Source organism: Microcoleus vaginatus PCC 9802 (genome assembly GCA_022701275.1).
Lineage (GTDB): Bacteria > Cyanobacteriota > Cyanobacteriia > Cyanobacteriales > Microcoleaceae > Microcoleus > Microcoleus vaginatus_A.
The window spans coordinates 6,052,711-6,074,635 of record CP031740.1 but is presented as its reverse complement, the minus strand read 5'-3'; the positions used below and the strand labels follow the sequence as shown (position 1 = coordinate 6,074,635).

Genomic DNA, 21,925 nt, shown 5'->3' with positions numbered 1-21,925 from the left:
CGCAACAACATACCTACCCCATTTCGATCGCCTAGTTTGTAGGGTGTCTCAGCAGTCGATCGCATTTTTTGTGGCTTTGATTGTCAAGTATAGCAACCGCTTAATGTAAATTGTGTAGCCTGTCTTTGATTTTTGTGCGAGTCACCAATGCAGACTCACAGCGTTCCCAATAAATTTTAGAGACGCGATCGCCCTGATTCTGACGCCCACACTCGGAAAACAACCGCGCCGCTTCAAATAACTTCCCTTCCGAGTAAAGTGCCCTAGCTTCTGCAAACAATTCCAGCGTAGCTAACTTGGCTTGTTTAATTTCTGGCGGATCTGCATCAAACACCTCATAAATCGTCACAGCTTCGGATTTTCCCTTGACTTTTACCGTGTCTAGAGTGCGGATTGCGTACTGGGATGGATTTTTCAGGCGCGCATAAGTTGGCTGGGTAATTAACAGCGCCACCCCATAATTTTTTGTCAAACTTTCCACGCGAGAAGCTAAATTCACCGCATCGCTAATTACTGTCCCGTCCATGCGATTTGGTCCTCCCACCGTTCCCAGCATCAAAGAACCCGTATTGATCCCAATCCCAATCTGAATCTGGGCACAGCCAGCGTTGGCGCAGTATTTATTGTATTCAACGAGACGGTGCAGCATAGCAATTCCCGCTTTCACCGCATTATCCGCCTCACCGCTAAACAGCGCCATAATCGCATCGCCAATATATTTATCAATAAACCCGTGATTTTGATTAATAACAGGTTCCATACGGGAAAGATAGGAATTGATAAATTTGAAATTATCCTCCGGTGTCATAGTTTCCGAAAGCGTGGTAAAGTCGCGAATGTCGGAAAACAACACCGACATTTCTAACTGCACTTGGTCGCCCAATTCCACATCAATGATGCTTGATTTCTCTAAAAACTGGAGAAATTGATGGGGAACAAATCGCTCGTAAGCTTTGTTGAGTTGAGCCAGCCTGCTTTCATTTTCGCGTACTTCTGTATAAAGCTTAGAATTTTGAATCGAGATCGCCGCCTGTCCAGATAACACTTTTAATAGTTCCACTCTTTCAGGGGTAAAAGCTCCTGCGGTCAGATTATTTTCTAAGTAAACAATACTAATGATTTGAGATTGGTTAATCAGCGGCACACATAAAATTGATTTCGGCTGATGCTTTCGGATGTGGGCGTCGTTGGTAAATTGTCCCGATCGCGCAGCATCATCCAGTACCACGCTTTCTTGAGTGCGGCTTACATAATTGACAATTGCGGAGGCAAGTTCTGGACAGGTTTCAACGGGGATTGACTGCAACACGGTGACGAGTTCGTCATCGATTGTCCCTTCAGCTTCAATGAACAGTTGTCCCTGGCTTAACAAAATCAGATAGCCTCGTTGCGCCCCTGCATTTTCAATCAAAATTTTCATCAAGCTAGACAGTAGCTTATCTAGCATAATTTCTCCAGAAATCGCCTGAGAAGCCTTCATGACTGCGGTGATATCTAGGTGATTCCCCGAACCAGTCGTTGTCATTGCTACCGTAGTTTGAGTGTTTTTCCTTCCCGGTTGAGTTACCGCGAATAAGTGGGGATATCGCCTTTCTAAATCCGTTACCTTAGCAGTAGCTCCCCATTCAACATAACAATAATACGCCTCAAATATGTAGGCTTGAGCAACTTTTATTTTGCCCCATTCCCCGTAGAATTTGGCTGCTAGTTCGTTTGCCAGGGCTTCGTCATTAACATATTTGTTTTCTTTGGCTTCAGAAATGGCGCGATCGTACATTTCAATCGCCTCGGCTTTATTGCCCAACACCCGTTGCCGTTCTGCTTCAACTAAATACCATTTATGCAGATAATTCATCGGAGCATTTTGGGCCCACTGTTGCAGAGTGCTTTGATGGCTTTCGACTAAGGCAAGGATTTCAGTTTGCTCTGCTTCTGGCTGTGCCCGAAAAAGTGCCAGGTGCGTCAGGGCGGCATAAAAATGAAAAATGGGAACAAAAACAAATCCTGATACTGCCATTAAATACGGCTTGGCTTGAGTAATGTTGTCTAGGGCAGTCGTGTAATTCCCGAATGAGTAAGCAAGCAATAGTTTGTAGATGTAGACAGCAGCGATCGCCGTCAGCTCATTGTTCTGATGGTGCTTAGGAATCATCACGGTTTCATCGTAGGCACTTCCTATTAAACAATCCGACCGAATACGAGCTTCCCTCAAGTTCGACACCATCTGCTGTTTCATATCCAAATAAACCCGAGCAGAATATTGCTTCACTTGAACCAACGCAGCACTGTAAGCTGCTAGTTCGGGTTCCCAAGTGTCTAGTTCTACTCCACCAAAAAAGTTGGAATCAAAGTAAATACTTATGCTGTAGCCAGCGTGTAGAAAATTACCAGTTTCCATGCCCGCCGTGTAGCCATCTTTCAGCGTCGGTATCGTTGCCCTCACAGGTTCTTGATGATGCTGAATCCAGCCCCCAAACAAAAAGAGAATTATAGACTTGAATTCGGGCACATTGAACCTATCCAGCAATAAGAGTGCCAATTGCCCAAAGCCATAGCCCGTTTGCACCTCTCCCAAAAAGGCACACAAGACCATTCCGTGAATTGCATACCCCACAGTAGATGCGGGTGTATTCCCAAAGGAAAGCGATAAATTCACCATCGTCGAGCTAAGCAGGGGCAGCAAACCCGGCATTCCCTGGAATATCGTTGTAAACAACATTCCTAACAGTTCCATGGCTGCCTGAGTCTGTGGATTTGTCATCACAGGCAGGTCAACCAGTTCCTCAATCCTTCTGCCGCTTAATTGAGCAGCAAGGGCTTGTAGCGCTTTTCCAATCAAGGCTTCATCAGGTTCGGTAGGGACTTCAATCCCCAATTGCAAGAGTGCTTCTCTTGCTACTGCGATCGTTTCTAACACCTTGCTCTGGGCTGTCTGAGCGGCAATTTGAATTTCGTAAATTTTAACTTTGTCTAAAATCGTCTTAGCTTCTTGCAAAACCTGCGCTGCCATTTCTTCCATACCCTCAAGGTCAGCATTCAAATAGGCAGTTTCGGCAGCAGCAACATAGAGATTTAGGGTTAACTCATACTGGCTTTGCCAGGAGTTGGCTCTCAAAAGAGCAATTCCCGTTTGTACATAGATATTTGCCGCAGTGTACGCAGTAGAACTTCTGGCTTTACCTCCCGCTTCTAAGTTGAGTTTGGCTAAAGCTTCTCGTTCGCTTAATTGATTAATTAAATCTTTTCCTAAATTTAAATGCCCCACAATATCAAATAGTTTTTCTTCTCTTTCTAGAACCGAAGACTTTCGTAGAAGTAACTGTCCAATTTTGAGATGCGTGGCTTGTTTTTGGTTTTCGGGAATCAATGAGTAAGCCGCTTGTTGGACGCGATCGTGCAAGAACTTATAAATTGGATTAGCAACAGACCCAGTAGGGAATTGAGCATCTGTTTGAATTAAATCATAGCCTTCACTAATCGCTAAAATAAGTCCTTCTTGCAAAGCTATCCACAGCGCTGATGCCGTTTGTTCGGGTAATTCTTCGCTGACTATGGCCAATGTCTCTAAATCAAATTGCGCCCCAATGCAAGCCGCCAACTTGAGAACATCCTGAGTTTTGGCAGGCAACTTCTGCAATTGCGCCGCCATAAACTCCACCACATCCGAGGCGTCGGCAAATTTAAGTTGATTAATATCGTACTGCCACCCCCCTTTACTTCCCCCCTTACTAAGAGGGGATTGAGGGGGGTTAAAAATAATTTGACCATCTTCATACAAGGCTTTGAGGAATTGAGTCGAGAAAAAGGGATTACCTTGGGTTTTTTGATAAACCAATTCTGTCAGGGGGCTGGCTAAAGATAAATCGCAAATCAGCGTATCTGCTACCAACTGATTGAGATCTGCTAAACTCAACGGTTGCAGGGTAATCGTATTCACCGTGGCTCCAGACTTCACAATCTCATCCACAGTCAACATAAACGGATGAGCCGGTGATACCTCATTATCCCGATAAGCACCCAATACTAACAGATGCCCCGTATCCTCCATCAACAGTTGTAGCAATTTCAGCGATGCCGAATCTGCCCACTGCAAATCGTCCAAAAACATCACTAAGGGATGTTCTGCTTGGGTAAATACTTGCACAAATTTCTGCATCAGCAGATTGAAGCGATTTTGTGCTGCACTCCCCGACAATTCTAGTGCAGCCGGTTGAGCGCCAATGATGTGTTCTAATTCAGGAATTACGTCAATCAAGACTTGCCCACTCTCGCCTACTGCGGTGAGGATCAGGGTTTTCCATCTGTGTAACTGAGCGTCACTTTCTGATAATAATTGTCCCATCAATTCCCGAAATGCTTGCACAAATGCACTGAAGGGGATATTGCGCTGGAATTGGTCGTATTTGCCTTTGATAAAATAGCCACGCTGTCGGGCGATCGGCTTATGCACTTCATTCACTACTGCGGTTTTACCAATCCCAGAAAAGCCAGCTACTAGCATCATTTCGGCACTAGCATTACGAACTCTTTCAAAGGCCGCTAATAGATTAAAAACTTCTGTTTCTCTGCCGTATAACTTTTCGGGAATCAGGAAATGATCTGTAAGATCCAGCGTCCCCAAGTCAAATTCTTCTATGCTATCGGTTTCTTGTAATTGAACCAGACACATTTCTAAATCCTGCTTGAGTCCCAATGCAGTTTGATAGCGATTTTCCGCATTTTTTGCCATCAGCTTGCAGACAATTTGCGAGACAATTAGGGGAATTTCTGGCTTGATTTCGTGCGGGGGAACTGGTTGTCTGGCAATGTGGCAGTGAACTAGCTCTAAAGCGTCTTCTGTCTCAAAAGGCAGTTTTCCTGTCAGCAATTCGTAGAAGGTGACGCCGAGGGAGTAAAAGTCAGTGCGGTAATCGATAGAGCGATTCATCCTACCAGTTTGTTCCGGCGAGATGTAAGCGAGGGTTCCTTCTAAAACGTTGGGATTTTTCAGGGTTGGCATTTCTCGCGTGAGCTGAGTGGAAATGCCAAAGTCGATAATTTTTAATTGTTTCGTTTCCGGGTTATAAACAATATTTGAGGGGTTAATATCTTTGTGGATGATATTGGCGCTGTGAATTTGCCCTAAAGTTTCAGTGGCTGCGATCGCCAGGAGCAGAAATTCCTTGAGGCTAAACTTTCGCTGCTGCATCCATATTTTCAAGGATTCGCCACCAAAGTCCTCCACAAAAATCACGAGACTGTTTTGGTATTTTTGCAAGTCATAAACTTGCACGACTCCCGCCTCTTTCAGCTCTCGGGTGATTCGGTATTCGGTGCGGTAGCGTAGCAATTCTTGAGGTGTGGGGTAGCTCTCTTTGAGAAGTTTGAGGATGAGCGGTTGGCGATCCGCTTCCCGAAGGGCCCGGTAAACCAGAGAGTTAGCACTTTCGTAAAGCAGCTTCTGGACGGCAATGCCTGGAATGGACAGCATATTTATTTTTCTGGTAAAAATTAACGCGAAGTCAAAACACACCGGGTTCGTTCTGTCGAGAATAGCGCTTTAGAAAGGAACAAATTATGTTTTTATAACACACTGTTAGTTTTTCGGCAGCTCGTGGCTTTCAGGTAGTCTGGCATAGTAAGGGTAAGCAGTTATAATGCGACGTATCTAAGCCTTGTTAATTCTCAACTCCATGAATTGTCCCCGTTTCGGTTCTCCAAACATCGTTAAAAATTGTCCCACCCCCCGCGCTCAGCAAAACTTTAAATGTATATATTGTCACAAACAGTTTGTTTAAAACCCCAGACATCCAAGGATTTCAGAAGAAACAAAAAAATTGAGAGATCAGCTTTTATTAGAAAAAATATCTTGAGTCGCGATTGTCAAAGTCACGAGGCTGTCCCCTCGCTGGTTCCAATACTATGTGTTTTTCAACAATTAGCATCAGTCCCCCGGAAAGTTCAAGTAAAGTCAAAAAACCAAGGCCAACTAACAATCCAAGGTGATGAAATGTAGTCTTTCGTAGACCCTAATGGTAACAAGCAGTGGAAAAAGCTGCCAATTGATGCCTTAACCAAAGAAATTTTAGCGGTTTATAGCAATCCTACATGAGTCGTAAATTTTTTACCCCACCCCAACCCTCCCCGATCTCGCTCGCTCGGGAGTAAGAAATTCACAAATGATGCGAGGATTGCTATATATAGGAAGTCTAGTTGAAATGGGTGCTAAAGGTTGGTCGGATTCCCTCCCAGTAGTTGACAGACAAGGTGCCGTCTATTATACAGATTTTTTGGCCGCATATAAAAAAGTTTTGCCTCGCCAGCGACACAAATCTGTCGGGAAAGATACGGGCAAAACTTCTGAGATCGACGAAAGATTCAATAACACCCCTCACCAAAGGATATCTCGGTTGGTAAGAAAGACTTTGTTCTCATCTATCTATAAAGATATCCAATGATGTGGGGCTTTCGGGTATTTTATCCATCATTACAACGCTTCTTTACCCCTAAAAGTGTTTAGGATTTTTCGTTGCTATGCAGGACTACCAGACTTTGTTCTAAGGATTTTGGAGAGTCATTTATCTACTTCCCCTTGCGGGCCACAAACTCCCGCAGCCGCAGTAAACTAGCGGTTTGCCCCAAATTCAGTGGCAGCAGCGACACTCCCTCCAACCGAGACTGCACCCAACCGTCGCCCCAATACCACTCGTGAAATCCGTCAATTCCCTGACTCAATAACAGCCGCAGACAATTCGGCTCAGCAATATCAACGTGATGCTGAACTGCCACCGGGCCCAACCAACTCGTAAAGGTCAAACCTTGAGCAAATTCTTCCGGCAAACCGCTAGACAACTGCTGCGGCCACATCCACTGCTGCAATTGACTCGGACGCAACAAGCTGTCTCTAATCGCTGTTTCAGAAGCTTCAAGCTCAATCCGCAGGTTGCTTTGTTGAAAATTACCGAGCATAAGAATTTTAGATATAAGTGCAAGTAACTTTAATGTAACTTATTGGACTGCTTCTAACCTCTTATGGGCGGGCAAGATGCCCAGCCCCTACTCCCCACAAGCAGAAAATTCATCTGTTGTGGAACAGGCCCGAAAGCTCGTTCAGCCTAGAAGCCCACCCCACAAGCAGAAAATTCATCTGTTGTGGAACAGGCCCGAAAGCTTCTTCTTAGAAGTTCGATCGCACACCCCTGTACACCCGTGCACATCAGCGTCCATCCGCGTTCATCTGCCGTTAAAGATTTAAGATCTTCGATCGCACCTACTGCCCGAAACCCGATTTTCGTATCGAACTGTTAAGCTCTGTTTCATTTCATTGAAATCTCCCCTGCTTCACGCCACCGCATCCAAAGTCCGTGATACCATCACACCTGAGTAATGCCTATAGAAAAAAACTGGAGAGAAAAGCTTTGACACTAAGGGTTGCAGTAGTAGGTTCAGGCCCTGCGGGTTCTTCCGCCGCCGAAACATTGGTAAAAGCAGGAATCGAAACATACCTATTCGAGCGTAAATTAGACAACGCCAAACCCTGCGGTGGGGCGATTCCCCTGTGCATGGTCAGCGAATTTGATTTGCCGCAAAGTATTATTGACCGCCAAGTCAGAAAAATGAAAATGATCTCCCCCTCCAACGTCGAGGTGGACATCAATATTGAAAACGCACACGAATACATCGGTATGTGCCGCCGCGAAGTGCTCGATGGCTTCATGCGCGATCGCGCCGCTTCGTTGGGTGCAAAACTGATTAACGGCACCGTTCACAAATTAGAAATTCCCGGCAACAATACAGACCCCTACACTCTCCACTATGCCGACCACTCCGACGGCAGCGCAATGGGAATTCAGAAAACTCTGAAAGTCGATTTGGTAATCGGGGCTGACGGCGCTAACTCCCGCGTAGCAAAGGCGATCGACGCTGGCGACTACAATTATGCGATCGCCTTCCAAGAGCGCATCCGCCTGCCAGAAGATAAAATGGCTTACTACGAAGACTTAGCCGAAATGTACGTCGGCGACGACGTATCTACCGACTTCTACGCTTGGGTGTTCCCCAAATACGACCACGTAGCCGTCGGTACCGGCACGATGAAAGTCAATCAAGCCAGCATCAAAAAGCTGCAAGCAGGAGTCCGCGCCCGCGCTGCCAAAAAACTGATGGGCGGTGAGATTATTAAAGTGGAAGCTCACCCCATCCCGGAACATCCGCGTCCCCGCCGGGTTGTCGGCCGAGTTGCTCTCGTAGGCGATGCTGCAGGCTACGTTACCAAGTCTTCCGGCGAAGGTATCTATTTTGCCGCCAAGTCTGGCCGGATGTGCGCCGAAACTATTGTGGAGATTTCCAATAAAGGCGCGCGCATTCCGACTGAAGAGGAAATTAAGATTTACCTGAAGCGGTGGGATAAAGCCTACGGCATTACTTACAAAGTTCTTGACATTTTGCAGCGCGTGTTTTACCGTTCCGACGCTACCCGCGAAGCTTTTGTGGAAATGTGTGCCGATCGCGATGTGCAAAAGCTCACATTCGATAGCTACTTGTATAAAACAGTAGTACCGGCCAATCCTTTCGTGCAGATGAAGATTACTGCGAAAACCATTGGTAGCTTGTTGCGCGGCAATGCTTTAGCGCCTTAATTCCCTGCAGGCAAGCGCACTTTGTATAAAAAAGCGGGCAGTCACAAAACTGCCCGCTTTTTTTTGATCTAAGATAACGAACCGCGAAGGCGCGAAGGAAGAGGAAGAAGAAGAATTGTTAGTTCAAGTTCAACTGCACTAAGGTATCGGGGGCGAGGAAGTGAGAAATGTGATAAGCCCGCTCTTCTGTTTTTAGCAGGATTTTTTCGTAGAGGTAGCGCGTAGCTCGATCGCCCAAACTTTCTGCTTGTCCTGCTTGACGCCGCAGCAAACCGAGGATAGCTTGTTCCGCAATTAAATCGTGTTCCAGCATTTGGCGGCAGGAATATACGCCGTCGGCTTCAGGCTCAAAACAACACAGCTCGGCTAACTTGCTAAAGCTAGCTGCTGGTATGCCGCCCAACCCGTTTAACCGTTCGCCCAACTCGTGGACGCTATCTTGAGCTTCTCCGTAGCTTTCTTCAAAGAATTTGTGCAAGGAGTAAAATTCTGCCCCTTCCACCACAAAATGATGTTTTTGATATTGCAGGTATAGAGCCTGAAAACTGGCCAGCAGCGCGTTCATCCCTTCACAAATCGGTGCTGTGACTGAATGTTCCAGTAGAACTGGGTTTTCGGCTATGTGTCCAAACGGTCTCAATGCACTCTGAGTCTCAGCCATGTGTGTTCTCCTCTCAATAGGCAGTTTTGTTGCCAATAGAGTCAGTCTAGCACCGTAAATTTACCAGTCAAGCAGCGTCTGCCTCGATAGTAGAAGATTTTATAGAGTAGGAAATTTTTTTTGTAAACCTATTGAGAATTATTAGCAGTTGGGTTATGCTTGAACAAGATCCTAGTTCTGAACGCTTCCTGAAAGTGGGGCGAACCTTCTGAAAGCAGAAGGCAGAGGGCAAAAGGCAGAATTTTTCAGGAAGGGCTTTCGATCATCTTTGATGTTCTGCTGAAATCTGGCTTTTAACTTCTACCCGCTACCCTTCAGGGTAAAAATTAATGCAAATTATTACTGTTGTTAAAAAATGAATCCAGCAGATCCAGAATTAGAAGTTTGTGACATTGTGCAAGTTAGTTGGCTAGATAGGTGGCAAGTTTACAAACGCTTGCAAGAACTAGAAATTCCCTGCTGGTGTGCGGTTGACCAACCTTTGCGGGCAAAAGTCAACACAGCTAAACAAGCGGCTCAGTTAATGAGCGTGTTGAGGCAAGTCAGTGCCCCTCGGGACGAACTGGTGGAATGGCTGGAGTGCTGCTGGCAAAAGGCTTCAAGGTAGAAGGAAGTTCGGCAAAGCTCAGTGTACAAGATGTAACGGATGTAACGGATTTAAAGGAGTCATAACAATGTATAAGTCTGGCAAGCAAGTTTCCGAATTCAGTTTAGAGGGAGAAATCCTCGGCCTGATTATTGAAGATGGCTGCAAACTTAAATATTTGCGAATTAGCAATGCTCGGGGAGTAGAATATCTTGTTAAACTGTGCAAGGAATTGCGGTCATTTCTGTTACCTGTTTTGACGCCGGGTTTGAAAGTTGAAGTTGTAGGTGAGAAAGAAATCAACTTGAAAAACGGTAAAATAAAACTTAAAGCTCGCAGCCTCAAGCTGGCTCAAGGCCAAAACGATCGATCGCCAGAACTGCTCGACTCCACCAATCTGCCTGTTGCGGTATGGACATCCGACGCTCGCGCGATCGCCAAAAGCCAATTCACCTCTGCCACAGCAGCTCAAACTGTAAAAGCTCCGGCAAAAACCCAAACCAAAATATTAGTATGTCAAAAATCAGACTGCCTGAAGCGGGGCGCTGGAGGAGTCTGTAAAGCTTTAGAAAATGCTTTGAATTCGCGCGGTTTAGAAGACAAAGTGACAGTTCAGGGAACCGGATGTCTCAAACAGTGCAAAGCCGGCCCAAATATAGTTTTAATGCCGGACAAAACTCGCTACAGTCGCATTGCCCCGGCAGAAGTTCCAGCAATCATTGACAAACATTTTGCAGTTGTTAAAGCTTAGGCGATCGCACGGATACCGAAACAGGAAGTTATACCATTTTAGATTAAAGAATTAAAGAATTGGGAATAACTTATTCTGCCTGGGTTTGGATCAGGGGTCTACAGTGGCATCATTGTTTGAAACTGCTATTAGAGATTGAGAAAAATCATTTTGATAGGAGTCGCGGCGAAAAACTCACAGCCGGAGGGTGCTGGTGCGCGCAACTTACGCGTTAATTAGAGTTCGGGTTGTATAGCGCAACAGCTAAAACGGTTAGGACGTTCTTAATTGCTCAAACCCTTGATTTTATTGGTTCTTCCTTCTTGCTTGTTGCGACTTCCATGGGACTTGTTCCGAACGCTATAGTTCGATCGCGCCACTCGATTCAGAGGTTATTGTCCCAAAAAACCGGAAAAATGCCAAAAACTATCACTTAGGGGCTTCCTTCTGGAGAATCTCTAAGGATAGACTGTATCTGAGACCCTGTGAGTATTGGGATAAAAAGCCATGTCAGAAGCTGATCTTCGAGCCCATCAGCACCAACCGCACCCTGCTGTTCCATCCGATACCGAACCATTGCAGTCAGATTTTGCTGCTGCTGGGGGTTTTGAGCCGATCGCCCCCGATGCGACAGACCCTCCCGCAACGGTTCTCCAACAGCCAGAAGAAGACTGGCAAACAGTAGATTTTCCCAACGCCATCAGTGTAGATGCAATTCCCACAAAACCTGAAACAAAAAATTCGCAATCTCCGACACAGCCGACTGAGGCGGGCTCGCCCCCGATTTCAGAGAATCTAAAAAATATGCTTGGGAATGCCGAACAGGCCAAGGGCAAAGGATCAACCCCAGTCACCTTAATGCAAGCGCTGCACGAATGCAACCGCGACCTTTTACAGCGCATCGCCCAGCTAGAAACAGCTCTCGAAGAGTCCCAAAAAACATTGCAGAATCGCGAAACTTTGCTAGAACAGCGGACTGCAGAACTGGAAAATACTCAAGAACAATTGACGCGGCTGTTTGGGAAAGTGGAAGTTTCCCATCAAACCCTCCAAAGTCAAGAAATTTTAGTCGAAAAATTAAGAAGTCAGTTGGCAACCAGCCAAGTAAGGCTAGCGACTGTTGAGCGAGAATGTGCGTCAACTGTGCAGCGCTACAACGAACAGTTACACCAGTTAGTAGCCACAGAAAATATTTGCAGGGAATTGCGAGCCCGCTTGCACCGCCAGCAGCGCCACACTCTGCAATTCAAAGCTGCCTTGGAAAGAAGTTTGGACAGGCCGCAGGTAAAGTCGCCGAGGATCGAGCCGCCTGACAATGCAGAGGATAGCGCCAGCGCGCAATTAGAATCCTTGCTCGCTGCGGTCAAAAGCTCTCAAGTTCCGCTGCCGCCTGCCTTTAACGCTTCCCCTGTCCAACCTTGGTCGGAAACCGAAGAGCATCCAGAGGTAGCGGTTGTTGTCGATGCGATCGAGCCTGAATCCCCCGCCCCTCTAGAACTCAACAAATTAGCCCAAGTATCCGCCATTCAATTACAGGAGACCGAAACCTACCAGCCTGATGAGCCGGCACCTGACTCGGCCCCTGCGGTTGCGGAACCTGAACTGCCGGTGGCGGAGTCTGAACCCGAAACTGCTACCAATGTGGACACCCAAGAATTGGCCAGGGCTTTTCAAATTTTGAACTCCGTTGAAACCTTTGGCATTCAAGAAGTGCGATCGAGTGTGGCAAAACCTACAGCAGTCGCCCAACCAGACTGGCTGAGCTTGATTGCCAGTCCGCTGCGGGCTTCTAAAAAACGCCGATCGCTAGCTGAAATTGAATTGCCGAGTTTTCGATAGCGAATTGAAGTTGCTAGTTTTGAGTCAAAACTCAAAACTCTTTTCTCCCTTTTCCCATGCCGTAGGTGAGAGCATAGCTGGTAGCCAACAGCCACAGCCAAACAGCCGGATACCGGGGCTCCAACCAAGGTTGTACCCTGCGAGCGAAGCTGGGAAGCCATCCGAACAGCAAACTGGCCAAAGCCAGCAGAGTAAAATTCACGTAACTTCCCAGCCAGCGCCAAATATCCCCCAAGGTGACAAAATCTAAAATCCACAAGAGGAGAGAAGGGTTTTTTCCGGCTGCTTCGATCGCCAGTCGATTGAAAGTTAGCCAGTCGCTTCTGTCTTTAATAAAAGTTTCGGCTACGGTGAGTTTTTGTCCTGCCAAAATACCGAAAAAGGTATTGAGAATAGAATTAATTCTTTGAGGTGGCAAACTGCTCCCGGTAGGAACCATCATGCCTTTAGAAAAGAGCCAAGTTACTGAAACATTGCTCTGGTAGGCGCGAATTTGGTTTAAGTGATTGGCCGTCAACAAATTGTGCTTTAAAGCTGTATCCAAAAGGTCTGTTAAGCGAAAAAGATTGCGGACTAGGGAGCCGAAGCCGGTGAAAACGAGGGGAGATTGCAGGGATGCTGCGTCGCCGATCGAGACTAGGCGATCGATCGCCACGGAGCGATCGCTGCTGTTGCTGCTAAAATGCCCCGGAATATAACCAAAGGTCGGTTTTTTCCACACCAATTTATCGACATCGCAGCGGCGGTATTCCGGCAAAATTGCGAAAAAATCCTCGTACATTTCCAGCAAAGAACCGGGATTCTCTGGATGTACTTGGTGGTAGTGAAATAGATAAACTGTCAATTCTGTGCCAGCGCCGGGAAACAACTCCCAGATGAGCTGGCGCCCGCGGGAAATGTCCCCGTGAGTGTAGAGCACATCCCCGTACTCGGAATCCCACACTCCCGGCTCAAATCCTGCGTCGATAACTGCTCCCACTGTCGGACAAACGCTGTCAAAAGTCCGCCCTTCGTTCAATTGCCAAGCGATGGGAGAAGCCGAACCCATTGCATCCACCAGCAGCCGTCCTAATGCAGTGCGATCGGCTTTTGTCGGCAAGTGGCGGGCTTGAACTACTACTTTTTCTGCTTCAACATCGGCTCTGAGAAACTCAGTTTCGTCCCAGATTTCCCCACCAGCTTCTGTTAGCTTAACTCCCGCTAAATTCAGCAATTTTTCGCCGTCCAAAGCTACATTGAGTACCTTTGGTGTGTGCAGAACTGGTGCTTTAGCCACGGGCGGATTGTTAGCATCAAAAAACTTGTTGTAGCCATCTTTATATTCTCGGGCAATCAAAGTTTCGATTTCTGCAGCAGTAAATAAACCCAAATCAATTAAGCTTTGAATTTCATCCCGCGAAATATTCCACTCGCGATTCATTCGCCCGAAAGGCATTCGTTCAACTAGCAGCACCCGGTAGCCCAATCTCGCCATGACTGCGGCGTGAATCACTCCCAAGGCCCCGCCAATATAAATTAAGTCATAAAAAGTATCGCCAGAATCCGACACCAAAATCGTGTCTTCTGCCTTCTTCCCTGTTCCCTCTTCCTTCAAAAACACTACTTGTTTTGGCTTTTGAGGATTGCGAGTGCCTTCGCGCCAACGTTGCTCCCACCAGTAGACGCGCTTGAGGTCGTATTCGCCTTCAGGCATTTTTTGGAAGTATTTGACGGTGAGGGGGTAATAGGGGGCAAGAGCCTCAAAAATTGACTGTTTGGAGAGGTCTATGACAGGGGGTTCCGGGTAGCGATCGGGAAACTTGTTTTTCACAGCAAGATTCAGAGCTTCCAGGAACTTTTTTTCTCCCGCAGGCGCCTCTTCTAGACGAAAGACTTTTAAATAAGTGGTGCGTTGCAGTGACCAGACAAAGGTGGAAAGTTCTGTCGATCGCCAATTTTGGTTTCCTGAATTGGTGTCAGCCAAGGCGGGTTTTGGATTGGCCTTTTGAGTTCCAGACTTGAGAACCTCGGCTGTTGTGGCTGGTGAAAGCAGGCGAAAGCCGTCAGCAGTAATAATTTTTTCTCCGATTCCGGGATCGAATTCATGCTGCAACCAAGTGCAGACGGCTGCTGTATCCGGTGTCGGGACTTCTAGATAAAGAATTTCTTGCATGATTAGGCTCTCAATTCTGAATAAATTAATAAAGATGGGGGAGTTGACAAGGGAGCAAAGTAGGCTATACTCCCGAATACTTATTGAGTTTTAAATAAGTTTACAATGTTCTCAGATTTTTAGGTTTTCGATCGCTCTTGCTCTCGGTTGGCCCGCAACGGCTGAATATCTACTCCCTTTGGTATGCACTCCTATGAATTATCCCATCCCTACGAATCCTCAAGAAATGATTGCTTTGCGACAGCAGCCACTGAATGAAGAATTGGTGGCGTCGGCGATCGCGGGTGTGATCCAAATAGCTCGATCGCGATCTCAGTCTTTGGAGGAATTAAAGGCTGAGGTACTCGCGGACGACAATCTGCTCGATTTTGCTCAGAGGCTATGGCTGAGCGACATTGTGGCTCAAGCTTGGAACAATTTACCTTAGACTAGACGGCAGCTAAAAGATCTATCTAATTAAAGGTGAACTTAAAATGGTACAAACAACATTAAAATCCTTAAATTTAGAAGAGTTTCTCCAACTACCCGAAACCAAACCTGCAAGCGAATACATTGATAATCAAATTATTCAGAAACCACTGCCACAAGGAAAACACAGTGCGACTCAATGTGAACTAATTATTTTCATTAACGCTATATTAAAACCAAAAAAAGTTGCACGAGCTTTTCCCGAACTCCGGTGTACCTTTGGCGGAAGGTCAACAGTGCCTGATGTTTCAGTATTTGTGTGGAACAGAATTCCCACAGATGATAACGGCGAAATTGCTAATGTCTTTCCCATAGCTCCTGATTGGACAATAGAGATTTTGTCGCCGGAACAAAGTCAAACTAAACTTACTAAAAATATTCTCCACTGTTTAAATCATCAAAGTCACATGGGCTGGCTGATCGATCCCGACGAACAATGCGTTTTTGTTTATGTTCCCCAGCAACAGACAGCAGTATTTGATGAACCAGAAATGCTGCTACCGGTGCCGTCCTTCGCTAGCGAACTGCGGTTGAGTGTCGGAGAATTATTTGGCTGGCTGCTGAAATAATCTTCGGAAGGAAGAAGGAAGAAGGAAGAGAGTGATTTTGACACGGATACAGGAATTAAAGGCTGCCAACAGTCAACAGTCAACGGACTAACGCAACTCAACTTCTCGCTTGACTTCTGTCAAAACTCGATCGCCCCGAGTCAACCGATATTCGGCCCGCCAAACTCCGGGAGTCAGAGGAGAATTTGTACTGTTTCTTTTGCCGACATAACCCAACCAAGTGCGGCTGGGGGCTTTAATTTCATTCGTCTGGTCAGCGATGGTTGTGCCGTTGGGTGCAAATAATTTGTATTGTTCGCGATCGCCCTTGAGCACTCCGTAACTTTGCACCCAAAACAACAAAGCTGGACTGTTTGCAGGGAGTTGAGTCTCTGAAAATTGTCCTTCCCAGAGAGCGTTAATATCGGGTGGCTTATTGGCAAAACCAGCCCGAATTAAACCTGTGGAAATATAGTCTAGAGGCTTGTCCCAAATTGGATTGCGGGCGATGTTGCAGCCTACCTTCGCGTCGGGGCCGACAAACGGATCTACGGGTTTGCCTTGATAGCGAAAAGTTACGTGTACGTGGGGGAAAGATGCCATCCCAGAGTTCCCCACCATGCCCAAAACTGTGCCTTTTTGTACCTGCGTACCCGGTTTGACCGCAACGCTGCCTTTGCGGAGGTGGCAGTATTGGGCTTCCCAACCACCGCCGTGGTCGATTACCATGCCGTTGCCGCATTCTGTGCCTGCGATGTTGGCTTTTTCTGTATCATTTTGTAAACGCCGATCGATCACACCATCTCGCGATCGCAAAACTTTGCCTGCAGCGGAGGCAATAACTGGAACTCCTTTTGCCATTGCTTTGGCGTCGGGAATGGCAAAATCTGTGCCGTCGTGGCCGTCGTAGGTTTGGCGCCCGCAGCCAAAATCTACGGCGGTGGGGCCGGGTTCTCGATCGAAATACAGCAATACAAAACAGTCTTTGCCTAGGGTACAGTCGATCGGCTGGCCGAATTGCGGGTTGTTCGGCTTTTGGGCGACTGCGGTCGAGACGAGACGCTGGGCGATCGTGTTTGCTTCGGCGATCGGGGCAGTGACTCCTGTTGTCTTACCACAGCTAGACACAGTTGTCAACCCCAATGTCAACAAAATTGCAGAAATGTGTTTTGTGGATAGTATAGTCATTCGCCGATTGGATGTAAAAGCTGAGGTGGGTAGTGAAAAATCAATTAATGGTTCAGAATATAGTTGCTCAAGAATCTAGACGATGGGTAAGGCGTTTTCGTTTCCGATACTTGTGGTATTATTTGCAGTTGGAAATTTTAAAATTTTAATTACTTAGAAAATGCGTTCTAAAATTCGATCGCTCATTTCGATAATTCGGCTGGCCGGGCTTGCTGTTGCTGCTTTGGGGATGTGGGGATTTTCCACCATTGCCGAAGACGTGTTGGGAAAACAAAGTTACGCTTTCGATACATCTATTTTACTATATCTCAGGAGCCTTCACACTCCGCTGCGCGATCAAATAATGCTGGGCTTTACCTTTGTGGGCGAGCCGAAGTTGCTGCTAGTGATTTGTCTGAGCTTGGGTATTGTTTTGCTAGCGCGCAATCACCGATCGGAAGCCGCAACTATTGCGATCACCGGTGGGGGGGCGATCGGTTTAAATTTACTCTTAAAAAAACTTTTTGCCCGCGCTCGACCTCAACTTTGGGAGCGCGTTGTTGACGTTCGCTTTTATAGTTTTCCTAGCGGACACGCGATGATTTCCATGGTTATTTACGGTTTGCTAGGATATTTCTTGGGTACGCGCTTTCCGAAACAGCGCTGGTGGATTTACAGCTTGACAGTTGTATTAATTGCTGCTATTGGTTTGAGTCGGCTTTATCTAGGAGTTCACTGGCCTACCGATGTTATTGCTGGTTATACGGCTGGTTTGGTGTGGCTGATTACCTGTATTCTCAGTTTGGAAATATGGAAGGAATTGCGTTCTTTGACTACGGCTTCTAAAGAGGAGTTTTTGTCACCAGATCCGTCTCTAGAAATGACTAATGACTAATGACTAACAACAATTTGCTTTTGGGTAAAACACATGGCAATTCCTTTTTCGTAATAAGCTGCCTCGTTAATGAAAATTGGATAAACGGTTGATTTACCTTCATACAATACCGACTCACCATCAAAGGTTAAAAACATCGGATCGCCGGGATTCAGGGCTTGATAATCTCTGGATTGCAGATGAGGATGAATCATTGCCTGAATTTCTCTGTTCTCGTTTCTGGGATAGTCGATCGCCCCAATGGTGTGATAAATAGTCAGGGGATTCTTTGCAGCAGGCATTGTGCCTTGATTGTAGGCTTCTACGCAGTCTAAAATTCGGCACACAACTTGCTCAGTTTGCTGAAATAAAGAGGCATCTAATACGCCTTGCGGCACTGCACCAACTTCCAGCGTACCGCCTAACTCGGAAAGCGATCGCAGCAAAGGACTATCATGATTTTTGGTTGTAGAAGCGAGTACCTTGAGGTGGGGATAAAAAGATGTTAAATAAGCTGCTAGTTGCAGGTTAAATGGATGATGGCTGGCGAGAATAAATGTTAGCCCCATGTTGGATGTGGTGCTGTGCAAATCGATAATTAAGTTTGGCAGATGAGTGTTTTTTGAACTAAAAAGGCGGTAGATTTCTTTCGCCCGCTGCGCTTCATAGCTGGAGAGATGGGGATTTGCTAAATCTTGCTTTCTAAAGCAGCGGTTGAGGTCAATATCGATGTAGCGTGTCCCGATTTCGCAAGCTTTGGGATTGGCTAGCAGGGCGATTGTTTCAAAAGTCGATCGCCCAATTAACTCCGGCGCGCGATCGAATTTCTTCACGAGGTAAATTCCTGTGAGTTCGTTTCCGTGGGTTCCTCCCACTATGGCAACACGTTTAATTTGATTCATAAACAAATAACTTCCTATCCCAACGGCAGCAATATCTCTCGAAGTCTGTTGACTTGAGATTAATAATGTCTTACTATCCAGATTAGCTAAGGTCTTAGTATATGTCCAATATCGAATTAAGTAGTAAGCTATATTTAAAAGATATAGTAGTAGTTAATTAATGGAACTTCGACATTTGCGGTATTTCATTGCAGTAGCAGAAGAGTTGAACTTCAGTCGCGCTGCGAAGCGTTTGCACATGGCCCAACCTCCTCTGAGCCAGCAAATTCGGGCGCTGGAAGACGAGATTGAGGTGCAGTTGTTCGATCGTACCAAGCAAGCCATTCAGTTAACTTGGGCAGGACAGGCTTTTTTAGAAGAAACTCGTTTGATCCTCGCGCAGGTGGACAATGCTGTCAAAACCGCCAAACGCGCCAGTCGGGGAGAAATCGGGCGTTTGATTGTGGGTTTTAACAGTTCTATGGCAAACTGTTTGTTGCCTGATATTTTGCGAGTTTATCGCGATCGATTTCCCAAAGTGGAACTGACTTGGCGGGAGTTAGCAACATCGCTGCAATTGCAAGCACTACGCGATCGGCATTTGGATGTTGGGTTTTTCCATTTAATGTCATCAATGGTTCAAGAATCAGATTTATGTTCAGTGACGATTTGGCAAGAACCTTTGATTGCGGCACTACCAGAAAATCATCGGTTATTAATGAAACTCAAGTTTCTTTAAAAGAACTTGCACAGGAAGCGTTTATTCTTCCCTCTCGTCAATTTGCACCCGGTTGGTCAGAAGAAATAGAACATTTGTGCCAACAATTTGGTTTCTCTCCTAATGTTATTCAAGAAGGAACAATGATGCTGACCATACTCGGCTTAGTCGCGGGCGGCGTGGGAATTGCTTTGCTGCCGGCTAATGCTCAAAATATTCAACGGAAGGGCGTTATTTATAAAAGTATTGCGGAATCTACACCAACTGTTCCGATGGCAGCGGTATGGAGGGCAGACGATAATTCGCCGATTTTGCGGGAGTTTTTGGAAGTGACAAGGGCGATGGCAAAATAGGTGGGATACAGCCGATAAATTACAAACATAAATTACTAATTATCAAAATGTGCCTCTAGACCACGGAAAGCCCCTATAGTATTATAAAGTATCTGTAGAGCATTTATATAGGTGTTGCCATGCGGAAAATTGTACTATTCATTGCATCTAGTTTGGACGGTTATATTGCCCGATCGAATGGCGATATTGACTGGCTGTTTACAGACCAAAATTACGGTTATACTAAATTCTTAGATAGCATCGATACGGTTCTCATGGGTCGAAAGACTTACGAACAAGTTCTAACTTTTGGCGAGTATCCGTACCAGGAAAAAAAGAGTTATGTTTTTACGAAAAATCGAGATTTTCCAGGGACTTCTGATGTCGAAGTGGTAACAAATTTAGAGAGGTTTGTCAATGATGTGCGCTTGCTTGACGGCAAGAATATTTGGTTGGTGGGAGGTTCTCTGCTAATTCGCGATTTCCTAAATCAAAACTTTGTCAACGAAGTGATTCTCTCGGTGCACCCGATTATTTTAGGCGAGGGAATCCCTTTATTTGTTAATCCCATAAATACTACAGCTTTGCAGTTAACTGGATGTCAGACATATAGTTCTGGTATGGTTCAGCTATCTTACGATGTCGCCACTTGAGGGCGATCGATCGCAGCAGCTTGCGCTTTGGCTGCTATAAGATAGATATAGAAGCTGTATGAGGGAGAAATGGCTGCTAGAGATTTATTTCACGATGCTGTAAAAAAAGCGCTTCAGAAGGAGGAGTGGGAAATCACCGCAGATCCGCTGGTCGTCAAAATTCAGGGTGTTAAGTTTGAGATTGATTTAGCCGCAGAGAAGATTTTGGCGGCGGAAAAATTAGGGCAAAAAATTGCTGTTGAAATTAAAAGCTTTCTCAACAATTCTGCAATTACTGACTTTCATCTCGCCTTGGGTCAATTTTTAAATTATCGGCTTGCCTTACAAATCAAAGAACCGGACAGAACACTGTATCTAGCAGTACCCTTTGATACTTTTGACTCGTTTTTTCAAGAGCCATTTATACAAGAAGCGGTCAATGTTTATCAACTTAAACTCGTCGTTTACGATCCGCAAAAGGAGGTAATTGTGGAATGGAAAGAGTAGAGCATTACCGCCAGTGTATCCGCAAATTGCTAACTCAACAAGCAACGATAGAAAAGCCTAATTCAGACGTTGAATGCCAGCTTGTTTTTGATTGGGAACACGACCACTATCAGTTACTAGATGTTGGCTGGGAGGGGCTAAAGCGGATATACAACTGTTTCATTCATTTAGATATTAAGGATGGCAAAATTTGGATTCAGCGCAATATGACAGAAGTGGATATTGCACGGGAATTTGTCGAGATGGGAGTATCGGAGGATGATATTGTGTTGGGGTTGCATCCACCTTACAAGCGTCCGCAGACTGGGTTCGGAGTAGCGTAAAGGAAAATGCGATCGCGGATGATGAAATGTGTTTGCTGCTTGTTGCTATTAATATCTTTTTTCTGGGCGCTTCCTGCTAAGGCATCTGTATGCCGCAATTATCAAGAGCGCGAGATTTGCATTGTCGATATTAAACGCAGTGCGAAAAACTATTGGGAATACAGGGTAATTCTGAGTGTTGATGGAGTTAAACAGCCTCTGGAAGTCTACAATTGCCGCGATCGCACTACAGTTAAGAAAGATGGAACTGTTTTGAAATTTGGACAAAACAACCCTGGTGAAATCGTCTGCGGTTTTTTTAATCAGAAATAGTTTTGGCAATTCAATTTATCTCGTCTTCTTATAAGCTAGCTTACATTTAGTGCCAGTCGGATAGTTTTGCCTAAAAATAAACACAAATTAGTAGGAAAGGATACCGACAAATTTACAAATTTGAAATCAGCCATATCCGGCCGCCCCCAATAGCGGTAGACTGTAAAAAAGCGCAATCCGGTGATTGACAAGTTGTACAAATGGCTGTAGAAATGAGCCATCAGTTCCTTAGCTTTTTTGGTGGCTGCGTAAAGGGAAATAGGACGATCGACGTTATCGCTAACAGCAAACGGAACTTTGGTGTTAGTACCGTAAACGGAACTCGAATAAGCAAAAACTGAATGCTCGATTTTGCTGAGCGACAGCCTTCTAAAAGGTTAATAAATCCCGTGAGGTTGCTGTCTGCGCAAGCGTGGGTATTTTGCAGGGAGTAGCGGACGCCGGCTTGGCGAGGTGTACAAGGCGATCGCATTTTTGGTCTAGTAAAAGTTGGGATATGCCAGTGCGATCGCTCAAATCTAAATGCTGAAAAATAAATTAGGCACCATACAAGGTTCAAGATTGTTAAATTTGTCAA

19 protein-coding genes and 2 pseudogenes are annotated in these 21,925 nt (G+C 45.8%); 14 read left to right on the top strand and 7 right to left on the bottom strand.

Going from position 1 to position 21,925, the window contains the following annotated elements; all coding sequences use genetic code 11:
* Positions 1-100 precede the first annotated feature (100 nt).
* Positions 101-5,470: a GAF domain-containing protein gene (locus D0A34_25170; GenBank protein ID UNU21695.1), complete on the bottom strand. Its 5,370-nt coding sequence runs from the start codon at positions 5,468-5,470 to the stop codon at positions 101-103.
* Positions 5,471-5,746: 276 nt separating this feature from the next.
* Here D0A34_25170 and D0A34_25165 point away from each other — a divergent pair, with 276 nt between their 5' ends.
* Positions 5,747-5,995 carry a hypothetical protein gene (locus tag D0A34_25165; GenBank protein ID UNU21694.1) on the top strand — a complete coding sequence of 83 codons (249 nt, stop codon included), beginning with the start codon at positions 5,747-5,749 and terminating at the stop codon, positions 5,993-5,995.
* Between the two features lie 163 nt (positions 5,996-6,158).
* Complete coding sequence (locus D0A34_25160) at positions 6,159-6,437, top strand: hypothetical protein (GenBank protein ID UNU21693.1); 279 nt, start codon at positions 6,159-6,161, stop codon at positions 6,435-6,437.
* A 124-nt stretch (positions 6,438-6,561) separates the two neighbouring features.
* Here D0A34_25160 and D0A34_25155 read toward each other — a convergent pair whose 3' ends face one another.
* Positions 6,562-6,948 carry a hypothetical protein gene (locus D0A34_25155; protein UNU21692.1) on the bottom strand — a complete coding sequence of 129 codons (387 nt, stop codon included), beginning with the start codon at positions 6,946-6,948 and terminating at the stop codon, positions 6,562-6,564.
* A 449-nt stretch (positions 6,949-7,397) separates the two neighbouring features.
* Between D0A34_25155 and chlP the strand changes: the two genes are divergently transcribed.
* Positions 7,398-8,618 carry a geranylgeranyl reductase gene (gene chlP, locus D0A34_25150; protein ID UNU21691.1) on the top strand — a complete coding sequence of 407 codons (1,221 nt, stop codon included), beginning with the start codon at positions 7,398-7,400 and terminating at the stop codon, positions 8,616-8,618.
* Between the two features lie 118 nt (positions 8,619-8,736).
* Here the strand turns inward: chlP and D0A34_25145 are convergent, their stop codons facing one another.
* Entirely contained in the window at positions 8,737-9,279 is a 543-nt protein-coding gene (locus D0A34_25145) for a DNA starvation/stationary phase protection protein (protein ID UNU21690.1), read from the bottom strand.
* 355 nt (positions 9,280-9,634) lie between these two features.
* Between D0A34_25145 and D0A34_25140 the strand changes: the two genes are divergently transcribed.
* The 3 genes from D0A34_25140 (at position 9,635) to D0A34_25130 (ending at position 12,434) form a co-directional block, all read left to right on the top strand.
* A complete protein-coding gene (locus D0A34_25140; GenBank protein ID UNU21689.1) occupies positions 9,635-9,886 on the top strand; it encodes a hypothetical protein in 252 nt (83 codons plus the stop codon).
* A gap of 67 nt (positions 9,887-9,953) precedes the next feature.
* The gene (locus D0A34_25135; protein ID UNU21688.1) at positions 9,954-10,616 is read left to right on the top strand and encodes a (2Fe-2S) ferredoxin domain-containing protein; all 663 of its coding nucleotides are present in this window, start codon (positions 9,954-9,956) and stop codon (positions 10,614-10,616) included.
* Between the two features lie 486 nt (positions 10,617-11,102).
* Positions 11,103-12,434 (top strand): hypothetical protein, encoded by a 1,332-nt coding sequence (locus D0A34_25130; protein UNU21687.1) that lies wholly within the window; start codon positions 11,103-11,105, stop codon positions 12,432-12,434.
* Positions 12,435-12,465: 31 nt separating this feature from the next.
* Here the strand turns inward: D0A34_25130 and D0A34_25125 are convergent, their stop codons facing one another.
* A complete protein-coding gene (locus tag D0A34_25125) occupies positions 12,466-14,586 on the bottom strand; it encodes a flavin-dependent dehydrogenase (GenBank protein UNU21686.1) in 2,121 nt (706 codons plus the stop codon).
* 94 nt (positions 14,587-14,680) lie between these two features.
* On the opposite strand from D0A34_25125, the gene D0A34_25120 reads away from it, so the two are divergent.
* Both D0A34_25120 and D0A34_25115 read left to right on the top strand, forming a co-directional pair.
* Positions 14,681-15,013 (top strand): hypothetical protein, encoded by a 333-nt coding sequence (locus D0A34_25120; GenBank protein ID UNU21685.1) that lies wholly within the window; start codon positions 14,681-14,683, stop codon positions 15,011-15,013.
* Between the two features lie 46 nt (positions 15,014-15,059).
* Complete coding sequence (locus D0A34_25115; protein UNU21684.1) at positions 15,060-15,623, top strand: Uma2 family endonuclease; 564 nt, start codon at positions 15,060-15,062, stop codon at positions 15,621-15,623.
* 87 nt (positions 15,624-15,710) lie between these two features.
* Here D0A34_25115 and D0A34_25110 read toward each other — a convergent pair whose 3' ends face one another.
* Entirely contained in the window at positions 15,711-16,790 is a 1,080-nt protein-coding gene (locus D0A34_25110; GenBank protein UNU21683.1) for a M23 family peptidase, read from the bottom strand.
* Between the two features lie 160 nt (positions 16,791-16,950).
* On the opposite strand from D0A34_25110, the gene D0A34_25105 reads away from it, so the two are divergent.
* On the top strand, positions 16,951-17,664 hold the full coding sequence (locus tag D0A34_25105; protein UNU21682.1) for a phosphatase PAP2 family protein: 714 nt from the start codon (positions 16,951-16,953) through the stop codon (positions 17,662-17,664).
* Here D0A34_25105 and D0A34_25100 read toward each other — a convergent pair.
* Positions 17,661-18,545 carry an aspartoacylase gene (locus D0A34_25100; protein UNU21681.1) on the bottom strand — a complete coding sequence of 295 codons (885 nt, stop codon included), beginning with the start codon at positions 18,543-18,545 and terminating at the stop codon, positions 17,661-17,663. The two genes, D0A34_25105 and D0A34_25100, sit on opposite strands and share 4 nt — an antisense overlap.
* A gap of 160 nt (positions 18,546-18,705) precedes the next feature.
* On the opposite strand from D0A34_25100, the pseudogene D0A34_25095 reads away from it, so the two are divergent.
* The 5 genes and pseudogenes from D0A34_25095 (at position 18,706) to D0A34_25075 (ending at position 21,348) form a co-directional block, all read left to right on the top strand.
* Positions 18,706-19,595: pseudogene (locus D0A34_25095) on the top strand (LysR family transcriptional regulator).
* A 119-nt stretch (positions 19,596-19,714) separates the two neighbouring features.
* The gene (locus tag D0A34_25090) at positions 19,715-20,227 is read left to right on the top strand and encodes a dihydrofolate reductase (protein ID UNU21680.1); all 513 of its coding nucleotides are present in this window, start codon (positions 19,715-19,717) and stop codon (positions 20,225-20,227) included.
* Positions 20,228-20,296: 69 nt separating this feature from the next.
* Positions 20,297-20,713 (top strand): fatty-acid oxidation protein subunit alpha, encoded by a 417-nt coding sequence (locus D0A34_25085; protein ID UNU21679.1) that lies wholly within the window; start codon positions 20,297-20,299, stop codon positions 20,711-20,713.
* Complete coding sequence (locus D0A34_25080) at positions 20,701-21,036, top strand: XisI protein (GenBank protein ID UNU21678.1); 336 nt, start codon at positions 20,701-20,703, stop codon at positions 21,034-21,036. Before D0A34_25085 ends, D0A34_25080 begins: the two co-directional genes overlap by 13 nt.
* An 18-nt stretch (positions 21,037-21,054) precedes the next feature.
* Positions 21,055-21,348: a hypothetical protein gene (locus D0A34_25075; protein ID UNU21677.1), complete on the top strand. Its 294-nt coding sequence runs from the start codon at positions 21,055-21,057 to the stop codon at positions 21,346-21,348.
* Positions 21,349-21,383: 35 nt separating this feature from the next.
* Here the strand turns inward: D0A34_25075 and D0A34_25070 are convergent.
* Positions 21,384-21,882, bottom strand: a pseudogene (locus D0A34_25070) (NAD-dependent epimerase/dehydratase family protein).
* Between the last annotated feature and the right edge of the window lie 43 nt (positions 21,883-21,925).